At 46.3% G+C, this 20,699-nt stretch carries 20 protein-coding genes; 11 read left to right on the plus strand and 9 right to left on the minus strand.

From position 1 onward, the window contains the following. Positions 1 to 21: 21 nt before the first annotated feature. Positions 22 to 372, minus strand: a complete 351-nt coding sequence (locus tag AC0WRU_RS24470) for a winged helix-turn-helix transcriptional regulator (RefSeq protein WP_476126667.1) — start codon at positions 370 to 372, stop codon at positions 22 to 24. Between the two features lie 224 nt (positions 373 to 596). Here AC0WRU_RS24470 and AC0WRU_RS24475 point away from each other — a divergent pair, with 224 nt between their 5' ends. The 3 genes from AC0WRU_RS24475 to AC0WRU_RS24485 all read left to right on the plus strand — a co-directional run bounded on the left by AC0WRU_RS24475 (position 597) and on the right by AC0WRU_RS24485 (position 3,303). Beyond that, positions 597 to 1,073, plus strand: coding sequence for a DsrE/DsrF/DrsH-like family protein (locus tag AC0WRU_RS24475; RefSeq protein WP_476126668.1), 477 nt, complete (start codon positions 597 to 599; stop codon positions 1,071 to 1,073). A gap of 133 nt (positions 1,074 to 1,206) precedes the next feature. Beyond that, positions 1,207 to 2,715, plus strand: a complete 1,509-nt coding sequence (locus tag AC0WRU_RS24480) for an aminotransferase class V-fold PLP-dependent enzyme (RefSeq protein ID WP_476126669.1) — start codon at positions 1,207 to 1,209, stop codon at positions 2,713 to 2,715. Positions 2,716 to 2,796: 81 nt separating this feature from the next. Next, positions 2,797 to 3,303, plus strand: a complete 507-nt coding sequence (locus tag AC0WRU_RS24485) for a DUF1036 domain-containing protein (RefSeq protein ID WP_476128713.1) — start codon at positions 2,797 to 2,799, stop codon at positions 3,301 to 3,303. 153 nt (positions 3,304 to 3,456) lie between these two features. Here AC0WRU_RS24485 and AC0WRU_RS24490 read toward each other — a convergent pair whose 3' ends face one another. Then, the gene (locus AC0WRU_RS24490; protein WP_476126670.1) at positions 3,457 to 4,509 is read right to left on the minus strand and encodes an LLM class flavin-dependent oxidoreductase; all 1,053 of its coding nucleotides are present in this window, start codon (positions 4,507 to 4,509) and stop codon (positions 3,457 to 3,459) included. A gap of 249 nt (positions 4,510 to 4,758) precedes the next feature. On the opposite strand from AC0WRU_RS24490, the gene AC0WRU_RS24495 reads away from it, so the two are divergent. After that, a complete protein-coding gene (locus AC0WRU_RS24495) occupies positions 4,759 to 5,514 on the plus strand; it encodes an AIM24 family protein (protein ID WP_476126671.1) in 756 nt (251 codons plus the stop codon). A 257-nt stretch (positions 5,515 to 5,771) separates the two neighbouring features. Here the strand turns inward: AC0WRU_RS24495 and AC0WRU_RS24500 are convergent, their stop codons facing one another. From AC0WRU_RS24500 to AC0WRU_RS24510, 3 genes are all read right to left on the minus strand, one after another. Beyond that, entirely contained in the window at positions 5,772 to 6,113 is a 342-nt protein-coding gene (locus AC0WRU_RS24500; RefSeq protein ID WP_025686189.1) for a zinc ribbon domain-containing protein YjdM, read from the minus strand. Positions 6,114 to 6,369: 256 nt separating this feature from the next. Continuing rightward, the gene (locus tag AC0WRU_RS24505) at positions 6,370 to 7,236 is read right to left on the minus strand and encodes an SDR family oxidoreductase (RefSeq protein ID WP_476126672.1); all 867 of its coding nucleotides are present in this window, start codon (positions 7,234 to 7,236) and stop codon (positions 6,370 to 6,372) included. A 190-nt stretch (positions 7,237 to 7,426) separates the two neighbouring features. Continuing rightward, positions 7,427 to 7,969 carry a hypothetical protein gene (locus tag AC0WRU_RS24510; protein ID WP_476126673.1) on the minus strand — a complete coding sequence of 181 codons (543 nt, stop codon included), beginning with the start codon at positions 7,967 to 7,969 and terminating at the stop codon, positions 7,427 to 7,429. 97 nt (positions 7,970 to 8,066) lie between these two features. On the opposite strand from AC0WRU_RS24510, the gene AC0WRU_RS24515 reads away from it, so the two are divergent. After that, on the plus strand, positions 8,067 to 8,981 hold the full coding sequence (locus AC0WRU_RS24515; protein ID WP_476126674.1) for a phosphatidate cytidylyltransferase: 915 nt from the start codon (positions 8,067 to 8,069) through the stop codon (positions 8,979 to 8,981). Positions 8,982 to 9,331: 350 nt separating this feature from the next. Here AC0WRU_RS24515 and pdxR read toward each other — a convergent pair whose 3' ends face one another. Further along, positions 9,332 to 10,711, minus strand: coding sequence for a MocR-like pyridoxine biosynthesis transcription factor PdxR (gene pdxR / locus AC0WRU_RS24520; protein ID WP_476126675.1), 1,380 nt, complete (start codon positions 10,709 to 10,711; stop codon positions 9,332 to 9,334). Positions 10,712 to 10,821: 110 nt separating this feature from the next. On the opposite strand from pdxR, the gene AC0WRU_RS24525 reads away from it, so the two are divergent. The 3 genes from AC0WRU_RS24525 to AC0WRU_RS24535 all read left to right on the plus strand — a co-directional run bounded on the left by AC0WRU_RS24525 (position 10,822) and on the right by AC0WRU_RS24535 (position 13,024). Continuing rightward, on the plus strand, positions 10,822 to 11,724 hold the full coding sequence (locus tag AC0WRU_RS24525; RefSeq protein ID WP_476126676.1) for a DMT family transporter: 903 nt from the start codon (positions 10,822 to 10,824) through the stop codon (positions 11,722 to 11,724). 116 nt (positions 11,725 to 11,840) lie between these two features. Next, positions 11,841 to 12,569 (plus strand): SDR family oxidoreductase, encoded by a 729-nt coding sequence (locus AC0WRU_RS24530; protein WP_476126677.1) that lies wholly within the window; start codon positions 11,841 to 11,843, stop codon positions 12,567 to 12,569. A 26-nt stretch (positions 12,570 to 12,595) separates the two neighbouring features. Continuing rightward, positions 12,596 to 13,024 (plus strand): MerR family transcriptional regulator, encoded by a 429-nt coding sequence (locus AC0WRU_RS24535; protein ID WP_476126678.1) that lies wholly within the window; start codon positions 12,596 to 12,598, stop codon positions 13,022 to 13,024. A gap of 289 nt (positions 13,025 to 13,313) precedes the next feature. Here the strand turns inward: AC0WRU_RS24535 and AC0WRU_RS24540 are convergent, their stop codons facing one another. Both AC0WRU_RS24540 and AC0WRU_RS24545 read right to left on the minus strand, forming a co-directional pair. Next, a complete protein-coding gene (locus AC0WRU_RS24540) occupies positions 13,314 to 14,252 on the minus strand; it encodes an alpha/beta hydrolase (RefSeq protein ID WP_476126679.1) in 939 nt (312 codons plus the stop codon). 22 nt (positions 14,253 to 14,274) lie between these two features. Continuing rightward, entirely contained in the window at positions 14,275 to 15,336 is a 1,062-nt protein-coding gene (locus AC0WRU_RS24545) for an LLM class flavin-dependent oxidoreductase (protein ID WP_476126680.1), read from the minus strand. Positions 15,337 to 15,749: 413 nt separating this feature from the next. On the opposite strand from AC0WRU_RS24545, the gene AC0WRU_RS24550 reads away from it, so the two are divergent. After that, entirely contained in the window at positions 15,750 to 16,331 is a 582-nt protein-coding gene (locus AC0WRU_RS24550) for a TetR/AcrR family transcriptional regulator (RefSeq protein ID WP_476126682.1), read from the plus strand. A 269-nt stretch (positions 16,332 to 16,600) separates the two neighbouring features. Further along, entirely contained in the window at positions 16,601 to 18,046 is a 1,446-nt protein-coding gene (locus AC0WRU_RS24555) for a DEAD/DEAH box helicase (protein ID WP_476126683.1), read from the plus strand. Positions 18,047 to 18,537: 491 nt separating this feature from the next. Here the strand turns inward: AC0WRU_RS24555 and AC0WRU_RS24560 are convergent, their stop codons facing one another. Further along, complete coding sequence (locus AC0WRU_RS24560) at positions 18,538 to 19,461, minus strand: AraC family transcriptional regulator (protein WP_476126684.1); 924 nt, start codon at positions 19,459 to 19,461, stop codon at positions 18,538 to 18,540. Between the two features lie 184 nt (positions 19,462 to 19,645). Between AC0WRU_RS24560 and AC0WRU_RS24565 the strand changes: the two genes are divergently transcribed. After that, positions 19,646 to 20,392, plus strand: coding sequence for an SDR family oxidoreductase (locus AC0WRU_RS24565; protein WP_476126685.1), 747 nt, complete (start codon positions 19,646 to 19,648; stop codon positions 20,390 to 20,392). Positions 20,393 to 20,699 lie beyond the last annotated feature (307 nt).

The raw sequence follows: 20,699 nt of genomic DNA on the forward strand, positions 1-20,699 counted from the left end.
AAAAAAGAAGCATTTCCTTGTTTAGGAGATACTTCCTGGCGAACTGTTATTCTCTCCCCACTCGCACATCATATTTAACAATGGAATGAGAGAAAGACCGCGTTCAGATAATGAATATTCAACTTTTGGAGGGACTTGGGGAAATTCCTTGCGTATGATCAGGCCATCTGCCTCCAGTTCTTTTAACATGATGCTTAGCGTTTTAAAAGAAATGGTACCGATCCTTCGCTTCAGCTCATTATGCCGCATAACCTTATTTTCAGATAGACAATACAAAATGATCATTTTATATTTACCGCCTATTAAGGACAACGTATATCCGAACCCAGTATCTTTTAGCATCACCCCGGTAGGAGCACAGCTTTCACTCATAAGTTACACTCTCCTTTGGATGGGTATAAGACATAAATATGCATACTTTATATTTTACAGTGTTACTGAAAGGAGGTAAAGTAAGATTGGCTCTTCCAAAAGATTTGACATTCATTCCTTCTTACGATAGTTGCCTCCTAATTGTGAGCGATATGTGAACTGGGCATACTTTTCATTTCCCAATCCATACTGAATATATCTGTTGGTAATGGAGGCGGAAGGTAGTGGACAAAAAGATGAACCTGCTCATGTTCAGCGGGGATTACGATAAGGCGATGGCTGGACTGATTTTGGCGAATACGGCTCGGGAATTGGACGTGGACGTGACGATGTTTTTTGCGTTCTGGGGACTATTTCTGGTTCGTGATCCTGATAAAATGACGCTTGAGGACAAAACGATTTATGAAAAAATCATGGGCTGGATGACTCCAAAAGGACCTGAGGAGCTGCCGTTGTCCAAAATGAATTTTAGCGGTCTGGGCAAGCTGATGCTGACAGAAATGATCGAAGATAACGAAGCCCCGAGGCTGATTCACTTTTTGAAGGGGGCACGGAAAAAGAATGTCAAATTTTATGCCTGCAAGCTATCGGTGGACATTATGGGTTTTAAACCCGAAGAATTCATACCTGAATTAGAAATCATCGAGGCCAAAACGTATCTCAAGGATGCGCTCGAATCGGATATGCAGCTGTTCATATAAGATGTACGCACGCCTTGTCCGGCTTTCGGATGAGGCTTTTATTTTGAAAAAATGATGACACTTGCCTATTTTTTTAACCCATTTAGGCCTACCTACGTACCCTAAGAAGACAGAACGACTTGGGAGGCGCCGTATGCTCATGGCTCGAATTGGAAGCAGTAATTGCAGGTATCAGCCTTCTAACGAGGCTTATTTCCAAAGGTATCGCGAAAGTACAATCGGATATCACCAGACCTTTGAATCTCCATATGGGCAAAAAAAGCTGATGTATGCGGATTGGGCAGCCAGCGGCCGTCTGTATGGACCCATCGAGTCGAAAATAGCTAATGAATTAGGCCCTTTTGTGGCCAATACCCATACGGAGTCTAATTTGACAGGTACTCTGATGACCCAAGCCTACGAAGAGGCGAAGCAAATCATTAAGAACCACGTTCATGCTGACGAACACGATATCATCCTGTTCGCCGGGTCTGGTATGACGGGAGCGGTAAATAAGCTTCAGCGGCTGTTAGGATTGAAAATACATGAAAAATTAAAGCCCCTTTACCCCATCGCCGAAAAAGAACGCCCCCTTATTTTCGTTACACACATGGAGCATCATTCCAATCATATTTCCTGGGCAGAAACCATTGGAGACGTCGTATGCCTTCCTCCGGGTCCCGACGGGATTGTCGATCCAACTCATCTCGAACGACTGCTGCTTCAATTCCAACATCGCCCTATCAAGATTGGCACTTTTACAGCCTGCTCCAATGTTACAGGGTTTGAACCGCCGATTTACCAGCTATCCCGCAAAATGCACGAACATGGCGGCGTTTGTTTCATTGATTTTTCAGCAAGTGCACCTTATGCCGAGATCAACATGCACCCCACAGATCCCCTTGAGAAACTGGACGGGATTGTATTTTCTCCCCATAAATTTCTTGGTGGTCCCGGTACAAGCGGCGTTTTAATTATGGATTCGAGGCTGTGCCTCAATTATGCTCCGGATCAGCCCGGAGGCGGCACGGTAAGCTGGACCAATCCTTGGGGGGGATACGAGTATAAAGATAATATTGAAGCCCGTGAGGATGGAGGAACTCCTGCTTTTCTACAAGCCATTCGAACGGCACTCTGCATTCGGCTAAAAGAACAGATGGGACAAAAGCGCATGTTGGAGCGCGAAAATGAACTAACGTCGTTATTGTTAAACGGGTTGGACAAAATACCAGGCCTGCACGTTTTAGGTGGAAGAAGCCAAGAACGACTCGGAATCGTTTCTTTCGTTGTTGACCATATCCACTACAATCTGATCGTAAAATTATTGAATGATCGGTTCGGAATTCAGGCCCGCGGCGGTTGCTCCTGTGCAGGAACGTATGGACACTATTTGCTGGGTGTCGACCAGCAAACCTCTAATCAAATGACAAGCCTAATCCATGCGGGAGATTTATCGCGAAAACCGGGCTGGGTGCGCCTATCCCTCCATCCCATAATGACGAATCAGGAAGTCTTCTATATCACCTCTTCCATACGTGCAATTGCAGAAAACATCATGACATGGCAAAAAGATTATACCTATCAACCAGAATCGAACGAATGGCGATCTATGAATGAATATAACAAAATAGACATCAGCAAATGGTTCAATTATAGCAATTAAGAGACTTTTGTCCGTTTCCTTCTTTCAAAACGCTCATAGGATACATTGTATAATTACTATATGAGGAAAGAAGTGACGACAATGGGTCTTAATTTTCGCAACAGTACCAATGCAGCTATCTTTGTTGCCTATGCCTACCCGGACTTCAGCTGTAGTCCTGTTAACTATTCTAAAACAGGCTGGTTCCGTGTGAACCCCGGTCAGACCATTCAGGTTTGGAGCGGCTTCGCAGGAGGTAATACGTTCTTTTATTATGCCGAGGATGATTTTGGACGCGAGTGGCGGGGTTCATACTTCACTCAAGTTCCTGAGCAGGCCTTCGATTGGTGCTGGGATACAGGCTGTACCACTTGTAGAAGCGTGGGATTTCGGAGAATCGCAGTTAGTCCGTTCGTCTTGAACTACACCATCAACTTTATAACGAGCAGTAGTCAAAGAAAACCTGAATCATCCACTCTCCGCATGACACTGCCTTCAAAAGCAACACAAGAAAAACCTTTACGCAGAGTCCCTGCAACACCTAAGAAACTAAAACAAGGGAAACCTCTATTGCAAAAACGCATCGCGCATAAAAAACGGACCAAATAAATAATTGGGCATTTCGCAAAACAGGCTAGCTAAGCCAAGCTAAAGAATTACCTTTTCAAGCACGCACATACAGATTATTTTAGAACCAAAAAAGGAGCGACCTCATCCCCATGGGTCTGCTCCTTTCTCTTTTATCTATTGAGGTAAATCCACTTATTTACTCTCAGCTTCCCACTTGGATATTTCCTCGCGAACCCGTGGGGCTACCTCTGTTCCCAATAGCTCAATGGCTCTCATGACATCCTCGTGCGGCATCGTACCTACAGGTACGTGCAACAGAAAGCGTGTAATGCCTACCTGCTTCCGCAGATGAATGATTTTCTTGGCAACCGTATCGGGATCGCCTACATACAACGCCCCTTCAAAGCTACGCGCGGCATCAAAGCTGGAACGAGTGTAAGGACCCCATCCACGCTCCCGCCCAAGCACATTCATACTCTGCTGGGTGGAAGGGAAAAATTTGTCGGCTGCAAGCTCGGTATTTTCTGCGATAAAACCATGTGAGTGTGATGCAACCGGAAGTAATGATGCGTCATGCCCTGCGTGCGCAGCCGCTTTTTTATACAGCTCCACAAGCGGCGCAAACTGCACAGGGCTACCGCCAATAATCGCCAGAACCAATGGTAACCCGAGCAAGCCCGCGCGAACCACAGATTCCTGATTGCCTCCGCTACCAATCCATACGGGCAACGGATTTTGAACCGGACGTGGATACACGCCCAGATTATTGATCGCAGGCCGATGTCCACCTTCCCAGGTGACTTTTTCAGAATCCCTTATTTTCAACAACAGTTCGAGTTTTTCATCAAACAGTTCGTCATAGTTATCTAAATCATAGCCAAACAGCGGGAAGGATTCGATAAAAGAACCCCGGCCTGCCATGATTTCAGCTCGTCCATTCGAGATGCTGTCCAGCGTAGCAAAATCCTGAAATACACGTACCGGATCATCCGAGGAAAGCACCGTAACCGCGCTGGTCAGCCGAATCCGCTGGGTCTGCGAAGCAGCAGCAGCTAATATTACCGCAGGAGCAGATGCCGCATAATCTTTACGATGATGCTCTCCCACGCCATATACATCCAGCCCTACCCGATCTGCAAGCACAATCTCCTCGACAACTTCACGTATTCGTTGCGCATGACTGATGATCTCACCCGTTTGTGTATCCGGCGTTGTTTCTACAAATGTGCTGATACCTATCTCCACTTGCCCTACCCCCTACTTCAATCTCTCGTTCCCATCGGCTGCTTTGTAAGCAAACCATTTTAAAAACCGATATCTTTATTTTGAACTTTTTTTATAACTTTTTCAAGCTCTGCCTTCTAAATATGGAACCAGCTGAAGAGAACCTGAGGATTTCCCGCAGGAAACGATATCTTTCTGTCGAATATTTTTATGGAATAAAAGAGATTTCAATCCTCACAGCGTGAATACAACAAGGGGGCTCATACATCCATGGCTTTTGTCATCAATAACCTAAAGGATAACAGCAATGTTGCCATCACAGACCAATTAGGTGGATTTACCGTATTGGAATACATATCGGATTTAAGCTGCACCTCGGTTGCGGCTGCGGAAGCTAATTACTATATGAGCAAAAGTAGCATGCGCCGCAAGCAGCTCATGATCGAAATCAACAATAGCGAAATTATGATGAAGGCGGGAGCTATGCAGTATACTGTGGGTAGCATGGAAATGACTACCGGCGTAAAGGGCGTGGGAGGCTTAATGCGAAATTTGGTGTCCGGTGCTGTAACAGGAACAGGTGCCATCAAACCTCACTATAAGGGTACGGGTACGATTATGCTGGAGCCTACTTATAGTTACATTTGGCTCATTGATGTCGATAATGATCACATTGCTATTGAAGATAGCCTGTTTTTAGCTTGTGAAACCACACTGGACATATCCGTCGTTGCCCGCAGCAACCTTTCCTCAGCCGCACTTGGCGGAGAAGGATTATTTAATTTAAGCGCTCGGGGAAAAGGAGTTCTTGCCCTGCAAGCGCCGATCCCTTCCGAAGAAGCTGTTATTATAGAATTGCAAAATGATATCCTAAAAGTGGACGGCAATTTTGCCCTCATGTGGTCCAATACCTTACAGTTTACCGTCGAGAAATCTGGAAAAACCAAAATGGGCTCTGCCGCTTCCGGCGAAGGGCTTGTCAATGTGTACAGGGGAACAGGAACCGTTTGGCTGGCACCGTTATAAACAAAGCACTTGCCAAGGAGAAGCGTCTAGCTTCTTCTTGGCTTATCCTCATTGAACTGAAAAGTGTCTCTGCAATACGTATGAGATAAACAGCATATTTCTTTTTCCAATTCAAGTTTCAGGGCTGTTGCTGTTGGTCCATCTATGACTATGATTCTACCTCCTGAAGCTGTCCGAATATAAAGAAAAAACCCTCTTATATCAAAGGGTTTTTCCAGTAAAAACTCCAAACTCGTTGGGTTGCATTAACATAGCCTTTAGTTCTTTTTCACAAACTCCGATTTTAATTTCATCGCTCCGAAGCCATCAATTTTGCAATCAATATCATGATCGCCTTCCACTAGACGGATATTCTTTACTTTTGTGCCGATTTTCAGGACGGATGAGCTTCCTTTGACTTTAAGGTCTTTAATGACAGTTACAGAGTCACCGTCCTTCAGAACGTTACCATTGGCATCTTTGATGACTTTTACATCTTCGTTATTTGCTGCTTCTGAATCGGAAGACCACTCATGAGCGCATTCCGGGCAAATGAAAAGACTCCGATCCTCGTACGTGTATTCTGAATTACATTCCGGGCAATTTGGCAAATTAGACATCGTCTTATGTACTCCATTCATTATCAATTCTACACCTGTGATCGTCCTATGAACAAACCTTGCTCCAAGCCCTCCTTGGAGTCCCTTACAAGTATATTGGATAATCAGCAACGATTCCACTCATGGAGGAAATTAGTTTGGGATTACCCTTTCCCTTTGAAATGATTATGATGATTGAAAAAGGATGCCCACCTCGTTAGGTAGCATCCTTCATCATAAGCAAAATCATATATTGAAAATGTACTCTACGGCACGTTTATGCCTTTGTTTGCTCAACCAGCTCACGAATTCCTTGGCTAAGCGGCGTAAGCGGGCGTTTCAGAAGCTTCTCGAAATCATTGCTTACAACATCCAAAGCTCCTTCGCGAATCGCTTGTTGAATACCGACCACAATAGGGATTGCGGCTTCAGGTACGCCCGCACCAAGCATAATGTCGGCATACGCAGTATCGTCTACCTGCTGTACAGGCACATCCTTACCCAGCACCTCAGCAAGAATCGCTGCAAACTCCTCTTGGGTAATCAACTTGCCGGAAAGCTCATATATTGTGTTTTCATGCCCTTCGCCGGATAATACGATTGCCGCCGCTTGCGCATAATCTGCACGGGCAGCCCAACCTACTTTACCGGAACCTGCTGAGGTCAGCCAAGGAGCCCCGGCCAGCACGGATTGAATCGTGCCTGCTTCATTTTCAAGATACCAGTTATTGCGCAGGAAAGAGTAAGGGATGCCCGATTCGCGAATGAACTCTTCCGTTATACGATGTACAGGTGCAAGGAACAGAGTGCTTTCAGCCGCTTTGGCAGCGCTGGTATAAGCGATGAAGCCTACTCCCGCACGTACAGCAGCATCCACAGCAGCCTTATGCTGGCGGATTCTCGTATCATTATCGCCGTCTGCGGATATAATCAGCAGTCGGTCTACACCAGCAAACGCTTGGTCCAGCGTCTCCGGTTTATCAAAATCGCCATGACGAACGTCAACGCCACGGGCACGCAAGTTTTCTGCTTTTTCCGGATTTCTCACGCTAACAATAAGGTCTTCTGCCGATACGGATGCAAGCAACGCCTCTACCACGATGGAACCCAGTTGCCCGGTTGCTCCTGTTAATGCGATTTTCATATGAAATCCTCCATTCAAATTTTATTTACCTTTCTATAGTAACTATAAATATGACGCTTGTCTAATTTGGAATTGATGAATACACGGCTGCTGTCAGCGAATTAAATGTTAGGCGGATTGATGCATTAAAGCGAATTGTTAAAGAGGTGCGCGGGGCGTTTGAATAAAAGGGCGCTCGGAGCGCTCCAGCTCAGGATTGAGACTCGTAGTCACTCAATTTCCCTTCATAAATCAAATGCAGTCGGTCGCTTTGCCGAAAATCGTCCGGCGTAATAAGAGCAGGCAACTTGTTCCATATTTTTATGCCGGATCGCTGTAAAATTTCTGCGACGAATTGCGAACAAAAATAGGAATTACTGAACTCGACCGGTTCTTTGAGTGCAATACCAATCAAACCCAGTAAGTTATACATATATTTTTGACGACTTCGGATAAAGACGTGTAGGACCCGTTTCATTTTTTCGACTTCACGCTCGGTTACTTGAAGCTCGTAGATGACACATGTTGTATTCGGAAATCTGCTGTATGTACCTGTCTTAATATCCTCTTTCACGAAACCACCATCCAGCGGGTTATTGGGGGTCTTTCTCCCGAAGCTGTATAACTCCGAAAGCTCCCGGTTGAAGGAAATGGAGGCATGATTGTATGGCGCCCTCGTATAGCTTTTAATGACTCTCGTAAGAAATGTTCCCGTATTCGTAAGCAAGATAAAGACGGATTGATCAGCTGCCATTTACGAAATTTCTCCTTATCAAGTTTGGATTATTCCTTCATAATAACATAGGAATCCTATAATGGACTCCTACCTCGCGATAAGTTGGTGATTGGCAATGGACAGCTCGCTATTAACGTTAATCCTTATTTTCACAGCCTTATTGGCTATCCAACTGATATATGTTGTGATCGTCAAAACACAGCCCAACAAAGACTATGCAGCCATCGGACTTCGCATCAAAACCTGGTGGGGCATGTTCTTTATCTTTTGCTTGGCAACTCTTTTTAATCCGATCGTTTCACTGCTTTCCCTGATGGCCCTCACTTTCTTTGCGCTGAAAGAATATTTCTCCATGATCAAATCCAGAAAAGCCGATCGCAGACTTTTTTTGTGGGCGTACTTGGCGATTCCTGTGCAGTTTTATTGGATTTATATCGGGTGGTACGGGATGTTTATTGTCTTTATCCCTATTTATGTATTCTTGCTCCTGCCGCTCCCGCGATTGATCAATAAAGGAACGGTCGGTTTTCTGCGCAGTGTCAGCTCGACCCAGTGGGGGCTTATGCTGATGGTTTTCGGGCTTAGCCACTTGGCCTACTTTCAGTTTGCTACGCCGCAATACGGGGCGAAACTTGTACTTTTTCTAGTGGTGTTGACGCAGCTCAATGATGTTGCACACTATCTGGCATCACTCTATTTCGGGAAACGGAAAGTGGTGCCGACCTCCAACCCAAATTTAACTTGGGAAGGCTTTGCATTCGCGTTTATCGTGACGATAGGGGCTTCATATCTGATCTATCCCTACCTGACGCCATTTGATCTGAAATTCGGGCTCATTTTTGGTATGCTGATCAGCTTGAGCGGCTTCTTCGGCAGCTTAACGGTTTCCGTGTTGAAGCGAGATTTATTAATTGGGGATGACGACAAGTTCGATGCTTTGAAAAAAAGCTACTTAAGCCGGGTCGATAGCTTGACCTACACCTCGCCCGTCTTTTTCCACGTGATCCGTTATTTTTTCGACTTTATGTAGTGATTCTAAGGACCACCTCTCACCTCGGGGTGAGGGGTTTTAAGCTTTTTCAAGATAAGGTTCTTAAATAGAACAATTAATATTTGGGGGATCAATACAATAAATACGTGTGACAGCACAATGAATGGCAAGGAGGAAATAAAAATCGCGGCACCTTGGCCTTCCCTCATACGCTCAACGAAAAACCACCACATAGGTACGGATACAAGCCACATCAATATATTTGAAATAGCTAAATAACGAAGATTTTTCCACAAGAAACAAAATAAAATCGCAAGGACCGCTGGAATAGTCCATGAGCCGATCAAGCGACCATTGCTCAATATTACGAATGCCGCAATAGGATTCGTTCATATATACCGTTGCAGGGCCTTCCTGATCCGGCTGACCCCTTCACGAATTTTGCTTTCATTCAGATGCCCATAGCCCATTAGCAGCCGGTTCCCTTCGAGCTGTGCCGCAAATACATTTTCGCTACGGAGACATTCTTGCAAGTCCTCTCGGAGCGGGAACTGGAACTCTGCTACCAAATGCAAGCCAGCCGGCCGGCCGCATACCCGGTATTGCCCTGTAAAATGCTGCTCCAGACTATCAAGCAGGACTTGACGACGCTTGGCGTACACTTTCTTCATTTTATGTACATGTTTATGAAGGAGTCGCTTCCTGATATACCGGCTCAACACAATTTGCTCCAGGCTCGCCGTCTGGTAATCCGCCAGTTGCTTTAACCGGATAAAATCGGCGACACGTGACGGAGGAAGAACAATATAGCCAATCCGCAGTGCGGGGAACAAAATTTTGCTGAACGTCCCGACGTATAGCACCCGTTCCGGGTCTAGGCTCTGCAAGGAGTGAACGGGTGCCCCATCATACCGGAACTCACTGTCATAATCATCTTCGAGCAGCAGGCACCCTGTCCGGGCTGCATACCGAATGAGCTCGATTCGCCTCTGGATCGGCAGGATGCCCCCCAGCGGGAACTGGTGCGAGGGTGTCAGATACGCCAGTTTGGGGTGATTTATTTGCGGCAGATCCGCTGTTATAACTCCCGAATCATCAACAGGCATGCTCCGCAGTGTTGCCCCTGTAGCCGACAAGATGCTTTTTAAATCTTCGTTCGTCGGTTCCTCCACCAAGGCTTCGTCCCCCGCAGACAGCAGCAAACGTGTGACAAGCTGAATCGCCTGTACCGCTCCGCTAGTAATTACGATATGTTCCGGTCTGGCTTTCACTCCTCTGGTGTGAACCAGATAATCGGCCAGCTCCCTTCGCAGCTCGGGCTCTCCAGCAGGGTCGCCATAACCCAGTGCCAGATCGGGAGCCTCTTTGCATACGCTCTGAAGCAAGTCAGCCCATGATTTTCGCGGGAACAATTCCAACGCGGGAAGGCCCGTCCGGAAGGAAATCACCGACACCTCATTTGAATATGGAGTATCCCATGCAGACGCAGACGCTGCGATAGGCGGTGCGGGTACATAACCTGGCAGGACGGCTCCCTCGGCTACATAGGTACCTGAACCTGGGCGCGCCGAGGCTAAACCCTCGGCCAGCAGCATTTCATAAGCTTCGAGAATAACATTCCGGGAGACATTCAACTGTGATGCCAGCACCCGGGTCGAAGGGAGCTTATATCCTGCATGCAGTTCTCCGGCTAAAATACGGTCCCGGATAGTCTGGTACACCTGACGCAGCATCGGAACTGCCACATTCTTATCTATAGATACCCACATACGCTGTCCCCCTAAAGCGGTACTGTCAAAAACCTCTTCAACTGGATCTACAACGAACCAATTCCTATTGCTACAGTATATATCAATATCTATACAAGAGGTGAGAAGGAATGAACAAACCAACCCTTTCGACTTACATGGAATTACTGATCGCAACCGTCATTGTCGGCAGCTCTGTGGTAGCCGGCAAACTGGTCGTGATGCGGCTGCCTATTTTTTTATCGCAATCTGCCAGTCTGGCTGTTGCCCTTCTGTTCTTGGTACCCATTGTGTTAATCAGGCATAAATTTTCGCTAAGAATCAGCAAAGGGGATGCCTTGATCCTGTTCATTCAGGCCCTGGTTGGCATGTTTCTCTTCCGTGTCCTGATGCTATACGGGCTGACCTATGCCTCTGCTTCTGAAAGCGGAATCCTGACAAGCTTGACGCCAGCTATCGTTGCACTTCTTTCGTATGTGCTGCTGAGAGAAAAGATCACCCTGCGCCCTGGACTCGGGATCGCATGTTCACTGCTCGGCGTTTTGGCACTGCAATTGCCTCACATATCCGCGTTCGGTTTTTCTGCTCCCAAGGCAACCTCATTCATTGGCATGCTGCTTGTTCTCTCTGCCGTGTTCGGGGAAGCAGCGCTAACGGTATTACGCAAGATGCTATCCAGCCATGTCTCTTCCCTGCTTGGAACCATGTATATAACACTCTTTTCTTTCCTCATGTTTCTGGCTTGTTCCTTTGGGGAGGCACGACAGTTCAACTTCAACGACGTTGGTGCAAGGGATATTGGACTTGTCTTATATTATGGTATCTTTGTCACAGCATTAGCTTACGTATTATGGTTCCGGGGCGTGTCAAGGGTACCAGCCAGTACGGCAGCGGTATACACCGGGTGTATTCCGGTCAGTACACTGCTGCTGTCCTATATTATCCTCCGGGAACCCTTCTCATTTGCCCATCTGGCGGGTGCAGGCTTTGTCTCGCTTGGCATCATGCTCATTTCACGCGGTGAACGCTGCTGACTCAAGCTTCGGACTATATTTTTGCTGGTTTTGTGTTGACTTTAAGTACACTCCAAGTAGTACATTTAAAGCATGGTGGCAGCCAAATTTAAGAATGATGAAAAGAGGAACCGCTCATGAATATTGGAAAAACAGTTCTTATTACTGGGGCCAACAAAGGCATCGGTTACGAAACGGCTAGACAATTGGGGGGCATGGGTTTTACAATCCTGCTTGGATCACGGAATGAGCATAGCGGCCGGCAAGCGGTGGCTAAGTTGGCTAATGATGGAGTGGAAGCCCGATTGATTTTGTTGGATGTGACGGATCAAAGTACGATTGATTCCGCAGTCCATCAGATCAAACAAGAATCTGGTTCCCTTGATGTACTAATTAACAATGCCGGCATATCTTTGAGAGGGGCCACTCCTCCAAGTCAGTTCTCTTTGGACGATTTAAGAGAAACGTATGAAACAAACTTTTTCGGTTTGGTCGCGGTGACACAAGCCATGTTGCCTTTATTGCAAGAATCTCCATGCGGTAGAATCGTTAACTTGTCAAGTGGCCTTGGTTCGTTAACCTATAATAGCGATCCTGAGCATGAGTATGCCCAATTTAATTTGCTTGCCTACAATAGCAGCAAAGCAGCGGTTAATATGTTCACCGTCACGCTTGCCAAAGAATTCAAAGACTCACCTCTCAAAGTTAATTCGGCTGACCCTGGCTTTACCGCCACCGACTTAAATGGCTTTACAGGACCGGGTTCGGTACAACAAGCTGCTGCTGTCGTTGTTCGTTTAGCCACTTTAAATAATGACGGGCCGTCAGGAGGGTTTTTCGACGCGAATGGAGAAGTGCCTTGGTAATCGTTACAATTAAGGAGTGGGATACTTTGCAGGAAATTCCGGAGACCATAGACTCTATTAGTCAAGCTGCAGAACTAACAGGTTTAACAGAGGATACCATACGTTATTATGAGCGAATTGGCTTGCTGCCTTATGCAGAACGAAAGGCTAACGGACACAGGTTCTACAGTAGAGACCAGATTCAGGGGATTATCTTTTTAACCCGATTAAAAGCCACGGGGATGACCATAGAAGAAATGAAGCATTATCGAGAACTTTCGATGCAAGGCAACAGCACCATCCCTATCAGACATTCCTTACTGGAACAACACAACCAGAAGATTCAACAAGAAATTTCCAGATTAATGGAAACCCAAAAAATTATTGAATATAAGCTCAACCATTATCGTGACATTTCTACCAATCCCGATCTTAGCGACACGAATTGTGACCCTACAACAAAGGGAAACTTATAACAATATCATTAATTTCCAGGAGTAAGTAACCATGATCACCTACGTGAGATGCAATGACGTCAGAATGGAACACATTTTCCAGGCATTTTCGCTTGGGTTCTCACGCCATTTTCCGTAGGTCTTTTTTACATATACAAGAACAGCTTAATATTATTTGAAACTGAGGTTCAAAAAAGTGCGTAACTTACAGTCTCTTTGTACGAATTAAGATAAGTACACGATCCTATGATTGACAAAGGAGCTATCTCCCAAGTCGTTTCAGACCTTTGGAGACAGCCCCTTTAATTGTTTAAGGATTAAGCGCTCTTGCAATCGCGTCCACATAACTTTGGCTAGCGCGCTGGCTTACTTCTGCTTGCGGAACCATCCCTTCGAAGGTGTGGAATGTGCCGGGATACAGATGAAATTCGACGTCTACACCCGCTTGAGCAAGGCGCGCCACATATTCGATCGTCTCATCTCGGAACAGATCGAGCTGGCCTACGCACGTATAGGTCGGCGGCAGCCCCGCCAAGCTTTCCGCTCTCGAAGGCGCCGCATATGGGGACACCTCGCTGTCTTCGGTACGATCGCCCAAGTACATGTTCCAGGCCTCCAAATTGTTCGTCCGGCTCCATGTTGCGTTATCGGCCGTAATTTCATGACTTGACGCCGTGATATTGCGGTCGTCGATCATCGGATATAGTGGCATTTGGAAGATAAGGGCTGGCCCGCCTTTGTCACGAGCCATTAAAGCAAGCGCTGCGGTCAGACCGCCACCCCCGCTTGCACCGGCAATCGCGATCCGATCCAAGTCGATGCCCAGCAGCTCAGCTTTGTCGGTCATCCACGTCAAAGCGGCATAACAGTCATCGATGGCAGCTGGGTAGGGGTGCTCGGGAGCAAGTCGGTAATCTACCGCTACGACGACACATGTAGCCGCCTGCACGAAGCGTTCGCACAAAGCGTCGTCCATATCAGGATGCCCCATCACATAGCCTCCCCCGTGAATCCACAGCATGGCCGGAAGCTTAACGTCAGTTCGCTGGGCAGGTTCGTAGATTTTGACTAATATCTCGCCTGCTACGCTCGGAATCATCCGGCTTGTCGTGCGTACGTGCTCCGACTTCTCAATGGGAGGACCCGACAAATAGCTTCTGCTCAGTGCTAAATTTTCCTCCAGTTGAAAACCAGGAAATTGTGCTAATATCGACCTTAATTCTGGTAATACCCGACTTTCAAAATCCATTTGAATCACTCCTATAATTGAATTATGATCTTTTTTCCGTCTCAGCTTCCCACTTGGTTATTTCCTCCCGAACTCGGGGTGCTACCTCTGTTCCTAGCAGCTCAATGGCTCTCATCACCTCAGCATGCGGCATTGTGCTTAACGGAACATACAGCATAAAGCGTGTAACACCTACATTTTTGCGAAGGTGAATGATCTTCTGGGCAACAGTCTCGGGATCGCCGACATACAGCGCACCTTCAAAGCTGCGCGCAGCATCGTAGCTAGAACGATCATAATGCGCCCAGCCCCGCTCCTTGCCTAATCTATTCATACCTGCCATGGTAGAAGGAAAAAATGTATCTGCGGCTCGTTCAGTGTTCTCTCCAACAAATCCTATCGAGTGCGACCCAACCTTAAGCCGCGATTCATCATGACCAGCGTGCGCTGCTGCTTTCTTATAAAGCTGCACGAGCGGTGCAAAATTCGTCGGATTCCCGCCAATGATCGCCAGGACCAGTGGCAGTCCTAACAGACCTGCACGGATAGCAGAATCCTGTCTGCCCCCGCTGCCAACCCATATCGGTAAAGGATTCTGAACGGGCCGTGGATACACGCCCAAATTGTTAATCGCTGGCCGATGCCCGCCCCTCCAGGTTACTTTTTCGGACTCCCGTATTTTAAGGAGCAATTCCAAATTTTGTTCAAACAGCTCATCATAGTCATCCAAGTCATAGCCAAACAGTGGAAAAGATTCAATAAAGGAACCCCGGCCCGCCATAATCTCCGCACGTCCATTTGAAATACCATCCAGCGTAGCAAAATCCTGAAAAACGCGCACCGGATCAGCTGAAGAAAGCACCGTCACTGCACTAGTCAGCCGAATTCGTTTCGTTTGCGCTGCAGCCGCAGACAGCACAACTGCTGGTGAAGATGCCGAATAATCCTTCCGATGATGCTCACCTACACCAAACACATCAAGTCCCACTTGATCAGCAAGAACAATTTCCTCGACAACTTCGCGCAATCGCTGTGCGTGACTTATCACTTCACCTGTCTGAACGTCAGGCTTCGTTTCTACAAACGAAGTAATACCTATCTCCATGGTCAATCTCCCCTATTCTAATAGCTTTTTCTGTATACCAATCACAATTCCATGGCGAGACATGAAAGAACCATGAGCTGAATCAATGTGATGATCCTCCTCCAATTATGTACACACCCTATTTCCATTGATTTTAAATACCGATAAAATATCATACTGATCGGTAATATATTTTTCCCAGTAAATATAACTCATTGAAAAGAATACTGTCAATAAATATAGTACAAATACTCTGATTTATTTTGATATTGATCTCCCTTTATCGGGATAAACCAACCTGCGTTTGACAATATAAACGGCTAACTATAAGATAATAACATACTATTTGGTACGCAAATAAAGGCCACTGACAATTATGATCAGAGTCATTGAGCAATTAAGAATAAAATCAAGAGTAACGAGAGGTATTGATTATGGGACGAATCCGCGAATTTGACGAAGAAAAAGTATTAGATTCAGCTATGCAAATATTTTGGGAGAAGGGATATGAAGCTACCTCATTAAGTGATTTAACTTCCAGAATGGCAATTCAACGACCCAGTATATACTCAGCTTTTGGAGACAAAAAAGAATTGTTCGAAGCCGCGCTACGCAAATACATGATGTCCCGTGCTTCTCTGGTCCGAAACAAACTTCAAAGCAATCCATCTGTAAAAGAAGCATTTCGTACTTTTTTTGAAGGTGTGGTCGAGGAGGAGTATACAGAAAATCCTAGAAAAGGATGTTTTTGCATCAATACAATGGTTGAACTTGCACCTCATGATGAGAAATTTGAAATTCTTACAAGGGAACATCAAATGTACCTATCGGTTATATTTCAAGAAACCATTGAACGAGGTATACAATCAGGTGAGCTTGAGATCGGGCTCGATGCGAAGGCTGTAGCACAGGCGCTAGTCATATCGTTAATTGGACTGACCGTAATGATAAAGTCTCGTCCAGAGCGATCCTTTATTGATAATACGATAGAGGTAACACTCACACTGCTTAAGTAATTCGGAGTGAATTCAATTTTAACGAATAGCAATCACTATACGACAGTTTAAAGGGCACCCAGTCGGGTGCCCTTTGTGCGTAGGAGGAGACCCCTTTCCTCCTTACGTCCATTTCGTAAATGCTCCATAGATACGGTAAGACAAACAGTTAATCATGGATATGTATTAGAGTGAACGTGGATATAGAGTATACTATATGAGTATAAGTTCGATACACGATGACATTATATATGTAATGGTATTCAAATACAGCGCAGAAGAGGTCGAAAATGAGTCAAAAGCATTTTACAGATTACGCATTAAGTGAAGAAATTGTAAGAGCGCTGAATAGCTTGGGCTATGAGACGCCAACAGAGATTCAAACGGAGGTTATTCCCGTTGCGCTAGAGAAGAAGGATCTTGTAGCCAAATCGCAAACAGGCAGCGGCAAAACAGCAGCATATGGTATTCCACTTTGTGAGCTGGTAGATTGGAATGAGAATAAGCCCCAAGCTTTAATCCTGACGCCAACCCGTGAACTCGCATTACAGGTCACCGAAGACATCACGAATATTGGACGCTTTAAGCGGATAAAAGCAACGCCCCTTTATGGAAAACATCCTTTTCATATCCAAAAGGCCGAGTTAAAGCAAAGAACGCATGTGGCTGTAGGTACGCCAGGACGTGTACTGGACCATATTGAACGAGGCACGCTATCGTTAGATCGGATTGCCTATCTCGTGATTGATGAGGCTGATGAAATGCTGAATATGGGCTTTATCGAGCAAGTTCAGTCGATCATTCAGGCGCTGCCTGGTGACAGGGTTACGATGTTATTCTCCGCTACTTTTCCTGAGGATGTAGCCAAACTGTCACTCAAGTATATGAACAAGCCTGTTGAAATTGAAATTAAAGCGACCGGTATAACGACCGCCACAATTGATCACTCTCTTATTCAGGTGAAGGAGTCGGACAAGCTGGCACTGCTGCAAGATCTGCTCATTGTTGAGAATCCTGACAGTTGTATTATTTTCTGTCGTACGCAGGAGAATGTAGATACATTATTCAGAGCATTGGCTGATCTCGAATATCCATGTGACCGGATTCATGGTGGAATGGAGCAGGATGAGCGATTCGAGGTGATGAATGCGTTCAGAAGGGGGCAGTTCCGTTACTTGATCGCGACAGATGTTGCCGCAAGGGGGATCGACATCACCAATATCACCCATGTCATTAACTACGATATTCCACTTGAGAAGGAAAGCTATGTTCATCGCACAGGACGTACGGGACGTGCAGGCAAGACAGGGAAAGCCATTACCCTGGTCACTCCTAAGGATAGCAAACGATTAGCCGATATTGAGGCATATATTGGATTCGCGATTCCGAACGTAAAAGCTCCCTCAGAAGAGGCTGTGGATCTCCGTAGAGAAGATTTTGAACAGAAACTACATGTAAAAACTGCACTCAAAAAAGATAAGCGCGAGCAATTAAACCAACAGATTATGAAGCTTAACTTCAATGGCGGCAAGAAGAAGAAACTTAGAGCTGTCGATTTTGTCGGTACAATCGCTAAGCTTGACGGGGTAAGCGCAGACGATATCGGGATCATTACGATTCTTGATAATGTGACAGATGTTGAGATTCTGAATGGCAAGGGCCCACTGGTGCTGGAGATTATGAAGAATACGACCGTAAAAGGCAAGCTGTTAAAGGTCCGCAAGGGGAATAGGTAGAAGCTCCGTGACATGAAAAAATGGCTGAAAGCAATTCAGTGGATGTGAATCTTTAACCAGGGAGGGATCACCTTTTTAAATAGAGGGTGATCTCTCTTTGGGCTGTTTTTCCGATGCAGGGTAGATTGATTGCTTTCATATAGTCAAGCGAACCTTTCAGATCTTCTGTCATTAGCATAAAAGCGGGCGTCTCGATAGATGCGACTCCACCCGGATGATCGCCTCCCCACTTTGGCATAGTATCAATAATAATTCCAACCCCATCCATTGGTAGCGAGCACAAGTGACCGTTCGTGATTTCACAGTCACCTTCAAGCAGCCCTAAAACCTGACAATACCAACTGCGAGACTCCTCAATATTCCGAACTGGGACAAAAACACTTCCGATTTTTGGTCGGGCTGGTTTGTATGATACCGCTTTTGGCTTGTTGTGGTTTATTCATCATTTCTCCTCTATTAATATTTTTAAACTTGGTCCCCAAAAAAACTTCTCAATCAACCGGAGCACTTAGGGAATTACGCAGATGTTTAACATCGCTCATCGGCGGACGTCCAAACATGCGGCCATACTCCCGGCTGAACTGCGAAGGACTCTCATAGCCAACGCGAAAGCCTACATTGGCAGCTTCCAATCCTTCCGAGAGCAGCAAGCGGCGTGCTGTCTGCAGTCGAATGGCCTTCTGATACTGCAGAGGACTTATAGCCGTTACTTTTTTAAAATGCTTGTGTAAGGAAGAAGGACTCATGTTTACTTCCTTCGCCAATTCTTCGATCACAAGAGGCTTGGAGTAATCGCGGGTAATCAAATGGATCGCTTTGGAGATGCCATGTGCATAGCTGCCGACTACGGCAAATTGCCTGATTAAAGCTCCCTGCTCGCCTTGTAATACACGATAGAGGATCTCGCGCGTAATAAGCGGCGCAAGGAACTGAATATCCGCAGGCGTATCCAAAAGTCTGACAAGCCGAAGCAGCGCATCAAGCAGCGGAGGGTCAGATTGGCTCACCAATATGCCGCGTCCTGTCTTTACGTTACATTGGGGGGGACTCTTCTTGATAATGTCCAGAATGATATCTGGGCTAATGGATAATTGAAGACTTAGATAAGGAAGCTGCGGCGAGGCTTGAGTTATTTCCCCAATTACAGGAAGTTGTACCGATGTGACCATGTAGGTTGTCGGATCATACACATAATTTTCCCCAGCCAGCGTTGCTGTCTTTGAGCCTTGTGCGACCACGTACAGGGAGGGCATATGAACGGTATGATTCATCTCGGACACATGGCTTGCACGCCTGAAATAAAGTCCCGGCACAGATGAAACAAGCGTACCGTCCGAAGACGCGTGGCGTTGAATCAGATGAATCAGTTCTTGTAGATGAGTAGAAATCTCAGAGGGGGGAGGAGACGAAATCATACATGCTTCACCTTCCTTTCCGTGAACGCTGATATTGATGTGCTAATTATATGCACGCCGAATAGGATTAGGCAAGGATCGGACTTGATTGGTCTACCTGTTTCAATCGAATTCTACTTAAAATTTACTTGCAAGGCCAACAGAGGGCCTGCGGCAAATAGATCAAAGAAAGAAGGATTGGGCTATGAGCTTAGAAGGAAGAATGAAGGACAAAGTCGTCGTCATTACAGGTGCAAGCAGCGGAATTGGAGAAGCAACAGCACTGTTGCTTGCCGAGCGGGGAGCAAAAGTCGTGCTTGGAGCGCGCGGAGCGGATCGCCTTGAAGCACTGGCGACACGTATTTCAAATGGAGGTGGCGAAGCCGTTTATGCAAGCACTGACGTAAGACGGCGCGAGGATCTGTGCAACCTCGTTACTTTGGCTTGCGAACGGTACGGGAAGCTGGATGTTCTCGTCAGCAACGCCGGCGTTATGCCCATTTCCCCTCTCGAAGATCTGCGCGTCGAGGACTGGGAGGACATGATTGACGTCAACATTAAAGGCGTTTTGTACGGTATAGCCGCAGCGTTGCCAGTCTTTCACCAGCAGGGTTTCGGACATTTTGTGAACATCGCTTCTGTAGCAGGACATAAGACTGTACCGAACCAGTCGGTCTACTCCGGTACGAAGTTCGCCGTGCGCGCCATCTCAGAGGGGTTGCGCCAGGAGGCTGGCGATAAGCTGCGCGTGACCATCATTTCGCCTGGTATTGTGCAGACGAATTTCACGGAGGGCATGACAAATCCCGCATTGAGAGATCAACTCGCCGCCATCCGGGATAAACTAGCAATGACACCGGACGCGGTAGCCCGCGCAATTGGATTCGCGATCGAGCAACCGACTGATATTGATGTGAACGAAATCGTGATCCGTCCGACCGCACAAGTGTAACATAAATAGATAGGGACAGCCCTTGTGGGCTCGCCCCTAAAAAACTTACCATTACTTGATAAGGTTCACCGCACTGACCGTAACGGCAAGTTTTTAAGCCATCCTTTGAGGGATGGCCTTTCCAATGCAAAACAACATCTTACGATTTAACTATGGCTAAACTGCTTCATTCTTATGATTAGAATCGTATTTTCCCTTCATGCGTTAAGCTTTACCATGGAAGCTGATCATCCATGTAATAGAATCCGCCCGTTGGCCCATCCTCCGGCAGGGTCGCCAGACGGCAGGCCGTTTTCCCAAAATAAAG

Source organism: Paenibacillus sp. 1-8, assembly GCF_056316205.1.

What these genes read in the sequence shown, in the direction of transcription:
- AC0WRU_RS24470 (WP_476126667.1), bottom strand. Translation starts at nt 372, where the DNA reads ATGAGTGAAAGCTGTGCTCCTACCGGGGTGATGCTAAAAGATACTGGG.
- AC0WRU_RS24480 (WP_476126669.1), top strand. Translation starts at nt 1,207, where the DNA reads ATGCTCATGGCTCGAATTGGAAGCAGTAATTGCAGGTATCAGCCTTCT.
- AC0WRU_RS24485 (WP_476128713.1), top strand. Translation starts at nt 2,797, where the DNA reads ATGGGTCTTAATTTTCGCAACAGTACCAATGCAGCTATCTTTGTTGCC.
- AC0WRU_RS24495 (WP_476126671.1), top strand. Translation starts at nt 4,759, where the DNA reads ATGGCTTTTGTCATCAATAACCTAAAGGATAACAGCAATGTTGCCATC.
- AC0WRU_RS24500 (WP_025686189.1), bottom strand. Translation starts at nt 6,113, where the DNA reads ATGTCTAATTTGCCAAATTGCCCGGAATGTAATTCAGAATACACGTAC.
- AC0WRU_RS24505 (WP_476126672.1), bottom strand. Translation starts at nt 7,236, where the DNA reads ATGAAAATCGCATTAACAGGAGCAACCGGGCAACTGGGTTCCATCGTG.
- AC0WRU_RS24510 (WP_476126673.1), bottom strand. Translation starts at nt 7,969, where the DNA reads ATGGCAGCTGATCAATCCGTCTTTATCTTGCTTACGAATACGGGAACA.
- AC0WRU_RS24515 (WP_476126674.1), top strand. Translation starts at nt 8,067, where the DNA reads ATGGACAGCTCGCTATTAACGTTAATCCTTATTTTCACAGCCTTATTG.
- pdxR (WP_476126675.1), bottom strand. Translation starts at nt 10,711, where the DNA reads ATGTGGGTATCTATAGATAAGAATGTGGCAGTTCCGATGCTGCGTCAG.
- AC0WRU_RS24525 (WP_476126676.1), top strand. Translation starts at nt 10,822, where the DNA reads ATGAACAAACCAACCCTTTCGACTTACATGGAATTACTGATCGCAACC.
- AC0WRU_RS24530 (WP_476126677.1), top strand. Translation starts at nt 11,841, where the DNA reads ATGAATATTGGAAAAACAGTTCTTATTACTGGGGCCAACAAAGGCATC.
- AC0WRU_RS24540 (WP_476126679.1), bottom strand. Translation starts at nt 14,252, where the DNA reads ATGGATTTTGAAAGTCGGGTATTACCAGAATTAAGGTCGATATTAGCA.
- AC0WRU_RS24545 (WP_476126680.1), bottom strand. Translation starts at nt 15,336, where the DNA reads ATGGAGATAGGTATTACTTCGTTTGTAGAAACGAAGCCTGACGTTCAG.
- AC0WRU_RS24550 (WP_476126682.1), top strand. Translation starts at nt 15,750, where the DNA reads ATGGGACGAATCCGCGAATTTGACGAAGAAAAAGTATTAGATTCAGCT.
- AC0WRU_RS24555 (WP_476126683.1), top strand. Translation starts at nt 16,601, where the DNA reads ATGAGTCAAAAGCATTTTACAGATTACGCATTAAGTGAAGAAATTGTA.
- AC0WRU_RS24560 (WP_476126684.1), bottom strand. Translation starts at nt 19,461, where the DNA reads ATGATTTCGTCTCCTCCCCCCTCTGAGATTTCTACTCATCTACAAGAA.
- AC0WRU_RS24565 (WP_476126685.1), top strand. Translation starts at nt 19,646, where the DNA reads ATGAGCTTAGAAGGAAGAATGAAGGACAAAGTCGTCGTCATTACAGGT.